Here is a 13031-nt window from a genome sequence, read left to right on the forward strand (position 1 = left end):
GGGAAAACTCCTCACAGCACGCGTGGCAGCCAGAGTGCGATCTGGGGAAAGAACAGGACGAGCAGCAGCGCGACGATCTGCAGGCCGACGAAGGGCCACATCGCTGCGAAGATCTCCTCCATCGTGATCTCGGGCGGGGTCACGCCCTTGATGAAGAAGCAGGCGGGCGCAAAGGGCGGCGTGAGATAGCCGATCTGTACCGCCATGTTGAACAGGATGCCGATCCAGATCGGGTCGTAGCCGAAGGATTTCGCCGCCGGCATGAAGATCGGCACCGTCAGCAGCAGGATCGCGATCCAGTCGATGAAGAAGCCGAGAAAGACCCAGACCAGGATCATCAAGGCGAGCACGGCGAAGGGCGGTATCGGCAGGCCGGTCAGCAGGGCGCGCGAAAAATCGATGCCGCCCATGATGGTGTAGACGCCGACCAGCGCGTTGGTGCCGATCACGAGCCACAGCACCATGCCGCAGGCGGCCATGGTCTGGTTGATCGCGGCGCGCATCAGCGACCAGCTCAGCTCCCGCCGCCATGCCACGGCCAGCACCGTGCCGAGCGCGCCGACCGAGGCCGACTCGGTCACCGAGGCGACGCCGAGATAGATCGAGCCCAGCGTCGAGAGCAGGACGACGAGCGGCAGGGCGACGCCCTTCGAGCGATCGAATTTCTCGCGGATGCCGAGCGGCGGGCCATCGTCGCTGACCGGCGCGAGGGCCGGGTTGAGTCTGATGCGGATTTGGACATAGCCGATGAAGATCGCCGCCATCATCAGGCCCGGGATGAACGAGGCGGTGAAGAGATCGCCGATGTCGGCGCCCGCCGCGAGGCCGAAGAAGACCAGCGTCAGGGCCGGCGGGATCATGCTTCCGAGCGCGCCGGTGGCGCAGACCAGGCCGATCGAGAGCTTGCGGTCATAGCCTAGCCGCAGGAGTTGCGGCAGCGCGACGAGCCCCAGCAGCACCATCTCGCCGCCGGCGACGCCGATAATCGCGCCGATGATGATGGCGAAGATCGTGGTGACGTTGGCGGCGCCGCCGATCGTGCGACCGGTCCAGACGCGGATCGCGTCGTAGAGTTCGCGCGCCAGCCCCGATCGCTCCAGGATCGAGGCCATGAAGATGAAGAACGGCACGGCGACCAGCGCATAGCTGTCGAGGAAGCCGAAGGTGCGCGTGCCGATCAGATAGAGGCTCTGCGGCCCGTAGAGCGACAGGCACAGCGCGACCGCGATTGCGCCTGTCGTGAAGGCGAGCGGCACGCCGACGACCAGCAGGCCGACCATGGCGAAGAGGATCAGCAGCGACCATGTCGCGATGTCGATGCCCAGCAGCATGGGGTCAGCGCCTCGGCCGGCGCAGATGGGCGACGAGATGGCTCAGGACGACGGCGAGGAAGAGCGCCGCGCCGATTACGAGCCCTGCCTTGCCGAGACTAGGCAGCGGCCAGTTCGGTGGGCCGGGCGTCAGTTCCGGAGCCCAGCGGCCCTGGAAGTCGAATTTCCAGATCGAGGTCCGGGCGTCGAGATAGACGGCATAGAGCAGCCCGCAGAGATAGAATGCGCCGATGACGAGCGAGAACAGTTCGGCAAACCAGCGCGTGCGCGGGCCCATCTGGTCCGGAAAATAGCTGATGCGGATGTGCTCGCGGCGCGCCATGCAGAAGGCGCCGCCGAGCGCGAAGCCGATCTGGCACAGCGTCGTGGTCGTCGCCAGCACCCAGGACGACGGCGCACCGAAGACATAGCGCATCATCACCTCATAGACCGAGAGCAGGATCGCCACGACGACGAGCCAGGCGAAGGCCTGCCCGGTCGCCGTGGCGATCCTGTCGGCAAGGGTGGGCGAGGGCGCGGCCGGATCGACGGCGGGCGCCAGCAGCGCTTCGAACTGGTCCATTGTCCGGCCCGCTCCTCCAGTTGCGTTTAGTATCCCTTAAGCGACCCAGCCCAAGGCCGGTCCGAGAGGCCCGTGTAAGAGGAGGCTCCAGAGCGATCCGGAGCCTCCCGAACCCTGACTCGAAACGCCGCTTGCCCGGCTGTTCGGGATCAGGGAACGGCGCTGCAACCGGCCTCAGCCGATCTTCTTCTGGAAGGCGCGATGGCTCTCGACCACTTTTTTGGCGATCGGCCCCTTGGCCGCCAGCGCATCCTGAACTTCGCCGGTGAAGGCGCGCAGCTTGCCGATCTCCTCCTTCGACCAGCTGACGATCTCGATGCCCTCGCCCTTCATCTTCGCCAGCGCCTCGTCGTCGTCCTTCCTGATCTGGACTTTCAGCGCCGCGCTCATCGCCCGTGTTTCGGCCAGGATGAGCTGCTTGAGTTCGGCTGGCAGCGCCTCCCACTTCGCTTTGGCGAAGCCGAGTTCGGTCGCCGGCATCGAATGCGCCGCGTCGACCGAGAACTTTGCCGCCTTGTAGAGGCCGACCTCGTAGTTCTGGCCGGGGCTCGCCCAGTCGGTGGCGTCGAGCACGCCAGATTGCAGCGCGTTGAAGACCTCGCCGCCCGGCAGGTTGATGACCGACGCTCCGGCCTTGCCGAAATACTCGGCGACGAAGCCGGGCGGGACGCGGATCTTCAGGCCCTTGAGATCGGCGACGCCGCGGATCGCCTTCTTGGCCGGGATCTGCTCCGACGGCCAGAAGATGTTGGCGACATAGACCAGGCCATGCTGCGCGTAGAGCTCGCGCCCGATATCCTCGCCGCCGCCCTCCAGATACCAGCGGTCGCGCTGATCGACGGTGTCGTAGGAGGCACCGGTGTCGCCGAACACCGTGAAGCCGGGGTCGCGCGCCGCGAAGAAGGACGAGGACGAGTAGTGCCCGTCGAGGATGCCTGCCGCGATGGCGTTGATCGTCTCCGTCGCGCCGACCGCTCCGCCGGCCGGCAGCACCTGGATCAGAAGCTTGCCGCCGGACTTCTCCTTGAGATCGGCGGCGAATTTCTCGAAGGCGCGATGCGTCGGCGACGCTGCGGCGAGGAAGCCCTGCATGCGCAGCGAAAAGCTCTGCGAGCGCGCTGGCGAGATCACGAAGGGCGCGCCTATCGCTCCCGTGAGGGCGAAGGCGCCGGATTTCAGAAGCGTTCTACGGGTCGTCATGACGTTCTCTCCTCTGGATGCGGCCGGTGGTCCGGCTCTGCTGTGAAACGGGCATGCGTGGTTCACTTCATGCCGAGGATGGCCTTGGCCTCTGCCGGCGTGGCGATCTCGCGGCCGAGTTCGCGCGCCATCTCGGCGATGCGGGCGATGATCTGCGCGTTGGTCGGCTGGCCGAGTTCGGGATAGGCGTAGTCGCCAAGCCCGATCGAGATGTGCCCGCCCTGGGCGATGATCGCGCCGGCGAGCGAGAACAGGTTCCCGCCGAAATTCACCACGGTCCATTCGACCTGCCGGCCGGGGGGCAGGAAATCGAGATGCGCCTGAAGCCCCTTCAGCGTGCCGGGGTGGCCGCCGAGGAAGGTGTTGTCGGTCAGGCAGAAGCAGAGGAAAGCGGGTTCGTCGAGCAGGCCCATGTCGAGGAAGGCCTCGACATAGCGGGTGAAGCCGATGGTCCAGGACACCAGATAGGGCTTCAGGCCGGAGGCTCGGATATGGCGGGCGAAGTAGGTCAGCGTCGCGGTCGAGTTCTTGTAGATCAGGTCGGTGGTCTCGAACCGCCGCGCCTGCGCGTTGTAGCGATCGACATTGACGCTGCCCATGTCCATCGGCGCAAAATGCGGCGCGTGCGAGGGGTTCCTGGCCATATCGAGGATGTGGTCGAGCCGCCGCTCCGCCGGCTGGTCGAGCGTGACGTAGCCGAGTGTCGGATGCACGAGGATGTCGGATCTGGACCGGATCAGGCCGACCGTCTTCTGATAGCTCTCGATGGCGTGTTCGGGTGATCCGTCGGGCTGGCGTGCATGGAAATGCAGGATCGCCGCGCCGGCCTGCTGGCAGGCTACGGCGTCGTTTGCGATCTCGTCCGGCGAGTAGGGCACGTTCGGGTTGCCCTGTTCGCGCATCATGTACTCGTTGACGCGCGCCTCGATGATGAGCTTTCGCAAGAGCTACCCTCCCCGGTTTGCACCTAAATTATATCTAAAGATATAGACAAGCGCTTATTTTTCTATACCTTACGATGGATATCTATTTCGGCTCGGCCGTCAACGTATTTTGTGGGGCAGGGTGGCCATGCGCGCTCAACCAGACGACGACGGCGTTCTGACCCGCGAACTCGTGCGCTTCTTCGACCAGATGTCGGCGCATTTCCCGGGCCATGTGATGCAGCGCGTGCTCGAGCCCGACGGGCGCGTCCGCTACAGCTATGTCAGTCCCGGACTATCGGCACTCGGACTGGATCGCGAGGCGATCATGACCGAGCTGGCTTCGGCGCAGAGCTGGATCCATCCCGACGATGCCGGGCGCTGGCGGGCCGCGCTGCTGACCTCCGCGGAAACGCTCGACACGCTTGACGAGGAGGTGCGCGTGATCGGTGGCGATGGCCGGGTGCGTTGGATCCGCTCTATCGGCAATCCACGCAGGGTCGCCAGCGGTGCAGTCGTCTGGGACGGCATCGCGCTCGACGTGTCGGAAAAGCGCGAGGCGCTCGACGCGCTTCGGCTCGCCAAGATGGAGGCCGATGCCGCCGAGGCCGGCAAGGCGCGCGTCATCGCAGCGGTCGGCGCGATGCTTGAAGACGTGCTCGGCGAGCTGCGTCAGGCGGCCCGGCGAACGCGGGCCGAGGTCGCGTTTCAGGACGTGCTGGAACGGCTTTCGAATGCGCGTCGCGCGCTTGAACAAGGCGCGGTCACGCTGGACGATGCGCGCCTGTCGGCAGAGCGGCCGGAGCCGCTATCGGCTCTGAGCGGCAGGCAGCGCGACGTGCTGGCGCTTCTGGCGGAAGCGCGGTCGAACCGTGAGATCGCAGCGGCGCTCGGCATCACCGAAGGAACGGTGAAGCTGCATGTCGCAGCCGTTCTGAAGCAGCTCGGGGCCGCCAACCGGACACAGGCCGCCATGATGCATCGCGACTGACGAGCCTCGCCGCTGCGTCGCCGCGTTGCTTCATTTCAGGCTCGACGCCAGAAAGGCCTGCAGCCGCTCGCTCCGGGGCCGGCGGAGCAGATCTGCCGGCGCCCCCTCCTCCTCGATCACGCCGCGATGCAGGAAGATGACCCGACTCCCGACCTCCCGCGCAAAGCCCATCTCATGGGTGACGACGAGCATGGTGCGGCCCTCTTCCGCCAGCGAACGCATGACGCGCAGCACCTCGCCCACAAGTTCGGGATCGAGCGCCGAGGTCGGCTCATCGAACAGCATCACCTCCGGCTCCATCGCCAACGCGCGGGCTATGGCGACGCGCTGCTGCTCGCCGCCCGACATATGCGCCGGATAGGCGTCCTTGCGATGCGAGACGCCGACGCGGGCGAGATAGCGCCCGGCGCGCTCGACGGCCTCGGCCTTCGTCAGGCCGAGCACGCGGATCGGCGCTTCGATGACGTTCTCCAGCGCCGTCATATGGGCCCACAGGTTGAACTGCTGGAACACCATTGCGAGCTGCGCACGGACGCGCTGGAGCTGCGCGGGGTCGGCGGCGTTGAGCTCGCCCTTGCGGTCGGGCGTCAGGCGCAGTTCCTCGCCGCTGACGACGATACGCCCGGCATTGGGCCGCTCCAGCAGGTTGAGGCAGCGCAGCACGGTGCTCTTGCCCGAGCCGGAGGAGCCGATCATGGCGATGACATCGCCCGAACTGGCCGAGAGCGAGACGCCCTTGAGAACTTCGACCGCGCCAAAGCTCTTGCGCAGGCCCTCGGCGCGGAGTTTTTCCGTTGCCGTCATTGCCGGATCAAGCGCGGGCAACCCCTCTCCCGGAGGGAGAGGGGCAGGGGTGAGGGGAAGGCCGAATAGAGTGTCTTGCATTGTCGTCACCGTGCTTTGGCCGCTGCGCTTCACTGGTCCAGCGTCCGTCGCCTCACCTCTACCCCTCTCCTTTCAGGAGAGGGTTTCTTCCAGCGCCTTACGGACTGAGCAATCGCCCCGATCGTTTCGACGTCGTGCCCGCGACCTTGCCGAGCCGCTTGCCCGGAATGGCGAAGCGCAGCGAGGAGCGGGCATAGAAGACGCCGCTCGACTGCGTCGCGACCGGCGTCGCCTCGCCGCTCAGCGGATCGATGATCTCGGCGATGATGTCTCCGGCCTCTACCGGCGCACCAACCTCATGGCGGTAGATCAGAATGCCGCAAGCCGGCGCGATGATCGGCTCGGACGCCTCCAGCGCCGTGGCGCGGCAGAGCGGCTCCGGCAGGGCGGCCGGGACGCCGGCGATGATTCCGGCATGGCGCAGGAAGTCGAGGATCGCGCCGGCGTCGTGGTTCGCCATGGCGTGATCGACATCGCGCTGGCCGCGCAGTTCGACCGTGATCGAGTGGCAGCCGAAGGGGACCGGCTTGTCCGGGAAGGCGTGGGCTATGTCCGCCCAGGGCCGGCTCACCGCCTCGTCGAACGGATCGCCGCCCGAGACCTCCGCCAACAGAACGGCGCGTGCGCCAAGCAGCGCCGCCAGCGGCGCGAACGTCCCGGCGGAGGCGGTGTGGGTGTAGAGATGCATCGCGGCTTCGGCGTCGCAATGCAGGTCGAGGACCAGATCGGCCGAGAGCGCCAGCCCCAGCAGAGCCGTCTTGAGATGCTGTGCCGGCGTCAGCGGCTTGTGTTCGGCGAGCGCGTCACGGAGCGCCGCGCGGATGGTCGCGAGATTGGCGTCGGGATCGTCGGTCAGCCTGTCTGCGAGCATAGGTCCGAGCGTCGCGCCGAGATCGGGGAACTCGCGGTTGAAATTGCAGCCATCGCCGAGCGAAAAGCGCCCGACCGGCTGGCCGAGCACCTGCTGGCTCAGCCCCAGCGGATTGGCCACCGGCACGAGCACGACCTCGCCTGAGAGATCGCCCGCAGCCTCGATTGCGAGAAGTTCGCGCCGCAGGGCCTGGGCGCAGATCATGCCGGGAATCTCGTCGGCATGGAGCGCCGCTTGGATATAGACGCAAGGGCCAGCGCCGGACCTGCCGAAGCGATGCACGGTGAGATCATGGCTCGTTCCGGAGCTGGCGGCGGCAATCGGGATGGTTTGCGTCAGCATGGCGTCAGGCGGGTTTCAGCTCGGCGGATTTGGGCCGCAGATGTTTCAGGAAGCGCCCTTCGAGCAGCTTGACGATGCCGACCAGCGTGAAGGTCATGGTGAAGTAGAACACCGCCACCATGCCGAAGGCCTCCAGCGGGGCGAGGTTGTTGTAGTAGACGTCGCGCGCGGTGCGGGTCAGCTCGACGATGGTGACGGCGCTGGCGATCGAGGTCGCGTGCATCACCATGACGAGTTCGTTGCCATATTGCGGCAGCGCCCGGCGGATCGCGCTCGGCAGCAGGATGCGGCGGTAGATCGACGCCGTGGACATGCCGAGGCTGCGCGCCGCCTCCAGCTCGCCATTGGGCGTCTGGCGCAGCGCGCCGGCGAGGATCTCGGTGGTGTAGGCGGTGCTGTTGAGCGCAAACGCCAGCCAGGCGCAGAACCACGCATTGCGGAACAGCGGCCAGGCGGCGCTCTCGCGCAACCACTCGAACTGGGCCAGCCCGAAATAGATCATGTAGAGCTGCACCAGAAGCGGCGTGCCCCGGATGACATAGGTGTAGAGAAAGACCGGCTTCGACAGCCACGGGTTCGGCGACACGCGCGCGATCGCCAGCGGCACCGAGAGCAGGAACGACGCCGAGACGCAGATCGCCATCAGGATCAGGCTGACCTTGAGCCCGTTCAGATAAAGCGGCCATGATTCCGTGACGAGCGCCCAGTCGATCATCAGAACTCGACCCTCCGGACGCCGAGCGAGAAGCGCTTCTCGACCCAGCCCAGCAAGAGGATCGAGACCGTCGTGACCGCGAGGTAAAGCCCGCCGATCGCTGCGTAGAAGGTGAAAGGCTCGCGCGTCGCGGCCGACGCCAGATTGGCGCGGTGGACCATGTCGTCGAGCCCGATGATCGAGAGCAGTGCGGTGGCCTTGATCATCACCAGCCAGTTATTAGTGAAGCCGGGAATGGCATGGCGCACCATCTGCGGCAGCACGATGCGGCGCAGGATCTGCAGGCGGCTCATGCCATAAGCCTGCCCGGCCTCGCTCTGACCGCGCGGGATGGCCAGGATCGCGCCGCGAAAGGTCTCCGTCAGATAGGCCCCGAAGATAAAGCCCAGGGTCGTCGTGCCGGCGATGAAAGGATTGATGTCGAGATAGCCGAGCCCGGCCTTGTCGGCGAGCGTGTTGATCATGATCTGGCCGCCATAGAAGATCAGCAGCAGCAGGACGAGTTCCGGCAGGCCACGGATCAGCGTGGTGTAGGCGTCGGCGGCGATGTTGGCGGGCCGCGAGGCCGAGAGCTTGGCGCCAGCGCCGATCAGCCCGAAGACGCAGGCGATGGCGAGGGATACGGCCGAGACCAGCAGCGTCGAGCGCAGGCCCTCGAGGATGGCGGGGAAATAGCCGTGGAGGAACATGGGGGCGTCCGATCGGCGCGACCCGCCCCCGTCATGCTCGGCCTTGTGCCGAGCATGCACGTCTTGCGACGCTGGGGACGATTGCGCGGTTCAAAGACGTGGATGGTCGGGACAAGCCCGACCATGACGGGATTAGGATGACGGGCGAGGAGAGCGCTAGACGCTCACGACCCCGAAATATCGAAGTCGAAATACTTGTCGGCCAGCGCCTTGTAGCCGCCATTGGCCTTGAAGGCGGCAAGCGCGGCGTTGATCTGCGTGCGCAGCGCCTCGTCGTCCTTGCGCACCGCGATGCCGACGCCCGAGCCCGCGCCGATCCGGATCGCTGGGCCGATCTGCGCGTAGCCCTTGCCTTCCGGCTTCTTCAGGAACGCCTCTCCCGAGACCACCGACGATCCGAAGCCGACATCGGCGCGGCCGACGGCGAGCTCCATGTAGACCTCGGTCTCCTTGCCGGCGAAGACGATGGTGCTGTCCTTGTAGGTTTCCGCCAGATAGGCCGCGCGCGGCGAGTTGCGCAGCACGACGATGGTCTTGCCCTTCAGCGAAGCCGGTGAGTGATCGGCGAAGGCGCCCGCCTTGGCGACGAAGCGCGAGGGCACGTCGTAATAAGGGTCGGAGAAATCGACCGACTTCCTGCGCGCCTCGGTGATCGTCATCGAGGCGACGATCAGATCGAATTTTTTCGCATTGAGCGCCGGGATCATTCCGTCGAATTCCTGCTGGACGAAGCTGCATTCGGCCTTCATCTGCGCGCAGACCGCATTGGCGATGTCGATGTCGAAGCCGCCGAGCTTGCCGTCGGGCGCGATCATCGAGAACGGGGGATAATTGCCCTCGACTCCGATGCGCAGCTTCGTCGCCTGGGCGAAGCTGGGCTGGACGATGATGGCGGAGAGGATGGCCGCGCCGGCGGCGGCAAGGACGTAGCGCTTCAGCATGTTGATGTCTCCCGATGCGACTGGAATGGATTTTTATGTCCCGCTCTGGCTTCACACTGGCGAATTATTTTCATAAGGTCAATCTATGAAAATATCTCTTCATGTTCAAAATGGTGGCAGTGGCGCGAGCGACGTCGCTTTCGCCGCGTCTGAACTCGGCCAGAAGCTGCTGGCGCTGCAGGCGGCCGGTTCGGCCTCGAACCGGATGATCGCGGAGCACCTGCTGCGCAACCCGGTGCGCGGCGCGGCGCTCTCGATCGAGGATCTGGCAGCGGCCAGCGGGGTTTCTACGGCGACGCTCTCGCGCTTCGCGCGTTCGCTCGGTTTCGGCGGTTTTCCCGATCTGCGCGCCGCGCTCGCCGACACGCTCCAGGCGGTGCTGCGGCCGGTCGAGAAGCTGCGCGGCGCGCTCGACCGCGCCGCGGGTGCGGCGCCCCTGCGCGAAGGTCTGGAGGATACGCTCGCCAATCTGCGCGCCACCGCCGAAGGGTTGGAGCCGGCGGCGCTGCAGCGCATCGTGGCCCGCCTCGTGGCGGCGCGTTGCGTCTATGTGATGGGCTTCGGGCTTTCGGCCCATCTCGCCGGGCTGATGACGCTCGGGCTGCAGCCTTTCTGCCAGCAACTCGTCAATGTGGTGGAGTTCGGCGGGACGGAGAACGCCGCCGGGCGATTGATGAATCTCGGAGCCGAGGACGTGCTGATCGCGATCTCGTTTCCGCGCTACGCCACCGACGCCGTGCATCTCACCCGCTACGCCGCCGATCGCGGCGCCGCGATCGTGGCGTTGACCGATTCCGCCGCCTCGCCGCTGGCCCCGCTCGCCGGCGAGACGCTGATCGCGCAGAGCGCGCATCCGGTGCTGTCGTCGAGCAACGTCGCCGCGCTGCTCGTCATCGAGGCGCTGGTCACGGCGCTGATGGTCTCGAACGCCGACAATGTCACCAAGGCGGCGCGGCTGACCGAGGCGATCTCGGCGTATCTCGTCTCGCAGCCCATGCGAGGACGCTGAGCCCGGCGGCTCAGGCCGCCTGCGCGCGCAACAGCATGCCGAACAGGTCGCGCGGCTCGTCTGGATCGGCGAGCAGGTCGAGTTCGTCGAACCGGCCGGTGCGCGCCGCCTCATCGGCGAGCCAGCGCAGCACCGAGAAATCCTCGATCGCGAAACCGACCGAATCGAACAGCGTGATCTGGCTCGCATCGCGCCGGCCGGCCGCCTGTCCGGCGATCACGCGCCAGAGTTCGGTGACCGGATGGTCGGGCGACAGCTGCTGGATTTCGCCCTCGACCCGCGTCTGGGGCGGATATTCGACGAAGATGTCCGACCTGCGCAGGATGTCCGGGTGCAACTCGGTCTTGCCCGGGCAGTCGCCTCCGACCGCGTTGATGTGGATGCCGGGGCCGACCATGTTGTCGGTCAGGATCGTCGCATTGGCCTTGTCGGCGGTGACCGTGGTGACGATCTCCGCTTTCAGCATCGCCGCCTGCGCGCTTTCGCAGATGGCGATTTCGAAGCCGAAGCCTTCGAGGTTGCGGGCGCAGCGGGCGCTGGCGGCAGGATCGATGTCATGGAGGCGCAGCCTGTCGACGCCGAGCAGCGCCTTGAAGGCAAGAGCCTGGAACTCCGACTGCGCGCCATTGCCGATCAGCGCCATGGTCCGCGCGCCCGCCGGTGCGAGATGCTTCGCCGCCATCGCCGAGGTCGCAGCCGTGCGCAGCGCGGTCAGGATCGTCATCTCGGTCAGCAGCACGGGATAGCCGGTCGCGACATCGGCGAGCACGCCGAAGGCCGTCACGGTCTGGCGGCCGTCGCGCGTGTTCTTCGGGTGGCCGTTTACGTATTTGAAGGCGTATTGGCCGCCATCGCTGGTCGGCATTAGCTCGATGACGCCGTCGCGGCTGTGCGAGGCGAGGCGTGCCGACTTGTCGAACATCTCCCAGCGCGCGAAATCGGCCTCGATGCCGGCGGCGAGATCGGTCAGGACGCGCTCGACGCCACGGCCGAGCACGATCTGCATCATGTGATCGACGCTGACGAAGCGCACGATGTTGAGCTGGCGGTCCATGGCTCAATAGCTCCGCGTCGGCCGGTCGAGGACGCTGCGCCCCATCAGGCTGGCGACGAGATCGACGAGCAGCAGCGCCGTGCGCCCGCGCTCGTCGAGGAACGGGTTGAGCTCGACCAGATCGAGGCTGGTGACCAGGCCGCTGTCATGCAGCATCTCCATAATCAGATGCGCCTCGCGGAAGGTCGCGCCGCCGGGCACGGTGGTGCCGACGCCGGGCGCGATCTCGGGATCGAGGAAATCGACGTCGAGGCTGACATGCAGGTCGCCGCCGGCGGCCGCGACCTCGTCGAGGAAGCGCTTCAGCAGCGCAGCGACGCCGTGCTCGTCGATCGAGCGCATGTCGTGGACGCGGATGCCGCTTTGCGCCAGCGCGCGGCGCTCGGCCGGATCGACGCTGCGCAGCCCCATCATGCAGACGCGGGACGGCTCCAGCGTCACCGGCAGGGGCGGGAAGACGCCAGCAAAGCCTGTGGCGCCGAGCGCATAAGCCATCGGCACGCCGTGGAGATGGCCGCTTTGGGTCGTCTCCAGCGTGTGAAGATCGGGATGCGCGTCGAGCCAGAGCACGAAGAGCTTGCGCCCGCGCCCGGCCGCCCGCCTTGCCAGCCCCGAGAGCGTGCCGGCCGCGAGGCTATGGTCGCCGCCGAGCACCAGCGGCATCGCGGCGGCGCTCGCCTCATGGACCGCGGCCGCGATCGCTTCGGTCCAGGCGACGATCTCGGGCAGAGCGAGGATCGCGGCATTGCTATGGCTGACAGGGCGCAGCGGCGCAGGGATCAGATTGCCGCGATCCTCGACGCGATGGCCGAGCGATTCGAGCGCCGGGCCGAGCCCTGCCGCGCGAAAGGCGCTCGGCCCCATATCGCAGCCGAAGCGGCCGGCGCCATCCTGCACCGGCGCACCCAGCAGAATACAATGTGTCGCGTCCATCCCGCCCTCCAGAAACTGATCTGGAGGCTACCAGCCCGTCGCGGCGGAATGAACAGATCGAATAGACAAATCGATCAAGCTAATCTATCGAATTGATAATCCAACCTGCCGTTTTGGTTATTCGTGCCCGAGATCAACCGCAAGCTCCTCACCCTGCTGCGCCATGACGGACGGCGCAGCATCTCCGATTTTGCGACGGAGTTGGGGCTCTCCCGCGCCACGGTGCGCGAGCGGATCGCGCGGATGGAACGCGAGGGCGAGATCGTCGGCTACACCGTCGTGCTGCGGGCCGACACGATCGCGATGCCGGTGCGCGGCATCATGCTGATCGAGGTCGAGGGGCGGGCGGCGGACCGTATCGTCGACAGCCTCGCCGGCTTTCCCGAGGTCTCGGCCGTGCACACCACCAACGGATGATGGGACCTGATCGCCGAACTCGGCGCCGCGAGCCTGACCGATCTCGATCTGGTGTTGCGGCGCATCCGGCATATTCCCGGCATCCTGGGGTCCGAGACCAACCTGCTGCTGGCGACGCCGCGCAGCAGCCAGGCGCGGCTCAGGCCAGCAAGCTAGCCTCCGACGTCG

The 13031-nt window shown here is 66.6% G+C and carries 13 protein-coding genes and 1 pseudogene; 3 read left to right on the forward strand and 11 right to left on the reverse strand.

Annotated elements, in window-relative coordinates:
* Positions 1 to 11: 11 nt before the first annotated feature.
* The 4 genes from SJY11_RS24290 to SJY11_RS24305 all read right to left on the reverse strand — a co-directional run bounded on the left by SJY11_RS24290 (position 12) and on the right by SJY11_RS24305 (position 4037).
* Positions 12 to 1331, reverse strand: coding sequence for a TRAP transporter large permease (locus tag SJY11_RS24290; RefSeq protein ID WP_376989472.1), 1320 nt, complete (start codon positions 1329 to 1331; stop codon positions 12 to 14).
* A 4-nt stretch (positions 1332 to 1335) separates the two neighbouring features.
* Positions 1336 to 1893 (reverse strand): TRAP transporter small permease subunit, encoded by a 558-nt coding sequence (locus tag SJY11_RS24295; RefSeq protein ID WP_376989473.1) that lies wholly within the window; start codon positions 1891 to 1893, stop codon positions 1336 to 1338.
* 174 nt (positions 1894 to 2067) lie between these two features.
* On the reverse strand, positions 2068 to 3093 hold the full coding sequence (dctP, locus tag SJY11_RS24300; RefSeq protein WP_376989474.1) for a TRAP transporter substrate-binding protein DctP: 1026 nt from the start codon (positions 3091 to 3093) through the stop codon (positions 2068 to 2070).
* A gap of 62 nt (positions 3094 to 3155) precedes the next feature.
* Positions 3156 to 4037 carry a beta-keto acid cleavage family enzyme gene (locus SJY11_RS24305; RefSeq protein ID WP_376989475.1) on the reverse strand — a complete coding sequence of 294 codons (882 nt, stop codon included), beginning with the start codon at positions 4035 to 4037 and terminating at the stop codon, positions 3156 to 3158.
* A gap of 127 nt (positions 4038 to 4164) precedes the next feature.
* Between SJY11_RS24305 and SJY11_RS24310 the strand changes: the two genes are divergently transcribed.
* A complete protein-coding gene (locus SJY11_RS24310) occupies positions 4165 to 5007 on the forward strand; it encodes a LuxR C-terminal-related transcriptional regulator (protein ID WP_376989476.1) in 843 nt (280 codons plus the stop codon).
* Positions 5008 to 5037: 30 nt separating this feature from the next.
* On the opposite strand, the gene SJY11_RS24315 is transcribed toward SJY11_RS24310, so the two are convergent.
* The 5 genes from SJY11_RS24315 to SJY11_RS24335 all read right to left on the reverse strand — a co-directional run bounded on the left by SJY11_RS24315 (position 5038) and on the right by SJY11_RS24335 (position 9450).
* A complete protein-coding gene (locus SJY11_RS24315) occupies positions 5038 to 5811 on the reverse strand; it encodes an ABC transporter ATP-binding protein (RefSeq protein ID WP_376989477.1) in 774 nt (257 codons plus the stop codon).
* A gap of 178 nt (positions 5812 to 5989) precedes the next feature.
* On the reverse strand, positions 5990 to 7105 hold the full coding sequence (locus SJY11_RS24320; RefSeq protein WP_376989478.1) for a succinylglutamate desuccinylase/aspartoacylase family protein: 1116 nt from the start codon (positions 7103 to 7105) through the stop codon (positions 5990 to 5992).
* 4 nt (positions 7106 to 7109) lie between these two features.
* Positions 7110 to 7820: an ABC transporter permease gene (locus tag SJY11_RS24325; protein WP_376989479.1), complete on the reverse strand. Its 711-nt coding sequence runs from the start codon at positions 7818 to 7820 to the stop codon at positions 7110 to 7112.
* Positions 7820 to 8509, reverse strand: coding sequence for an ABC transporter permease (locus SJY11_RS24330; protein ID WP_376989480.1), 690 nt, complete (start codon positions 8507 to 8509; stop codon positions 7820 to 7822). Before SJY11_RS24330 ends, SJY11_RS24325 begins: the two co-directional genes overlap by 1 nt.
* 164 nt (positions 8510 to 8673) lie before the next feature.
* Positions 8674 to 9450 (reverse strand): transporter substrate-binding domain-containing protein, encoded by a 777-nt coding sequence (locus SJY11_RS24335; RefSeq protein ID WP_376989481.1) that lies wholly within the window; start codon positions 9448 to 9450, stop codon positions 8674 to 8676.
* Positions 9451 to 9535: 85 nt separating this feature from the next.
* Here SJY11_RS24335 and SJY11_RS24340 point away from each other — a divergent pair, with 85 nt between their 5' ends.
* Positions 9536 to 10459: a MurR/RpiR family transcriptional regulator gene (locus tag SJY11_RS24340; protein WP_376989482.1), complete on the forward strand. Its 924-nt coding sequence runs from the start codon at positions 9536 to 9538 to the stop codon at positions 10457 to 10459.
* Between the two features lie 10 nt (positions 10460 to 10469).
* Here SJY11_RS24340 and SJY11_RS24345 read toward each other — a convergent pair whose 3' ends face one another.
* Together SJY11_RS24345 and rocF are read right to left on the reverse strand one after the other, a co-directional pair.
* Positions 10470 to 11513, reverse strand: a complete 1044-nt coding sequence (locus SJY11_RS24345) for an ornithine cyclodeaminase (RefSeq protein ID WP_376989483.1) — start codon at positions 11511 to 11513, stop codon at positions 10470 to 10472.
* A 3-nt stretch (positions 11514 to 11516) separates the two neighbouring features.
* Positions 11517 to 12446, reverse strand: coding sequence for an arginase (rocF, locus tag SJY11_RS24350; protein ID WP_376989484.1), 930 nt, complete (start codon positions 12444 to 12446; stop codon positions 11517 to 11519).
* A 123-nt stretch (positions 12447 to 12569) separates the two neighbouring features.
* Here rocF and SJY11_RS24355 point away from each other — a divergent pair.
* A pseudogene (locus tag SJY11_RS24355) lies at positions 12570 to 13019 on the forward strand (Lrp/AsnC family transcriptional regulator).
* Positions 13020 to 13031: the final 12 nt, after the last annotated feature.

The organism is Allobosea sp. R86505, assembly GCF_042466375.1.
GTDB lineage: Bacteria > Pseudomonadota > Alphaproteobacteria > Rhizobiales > Beijerinckiaceae > Allobosea.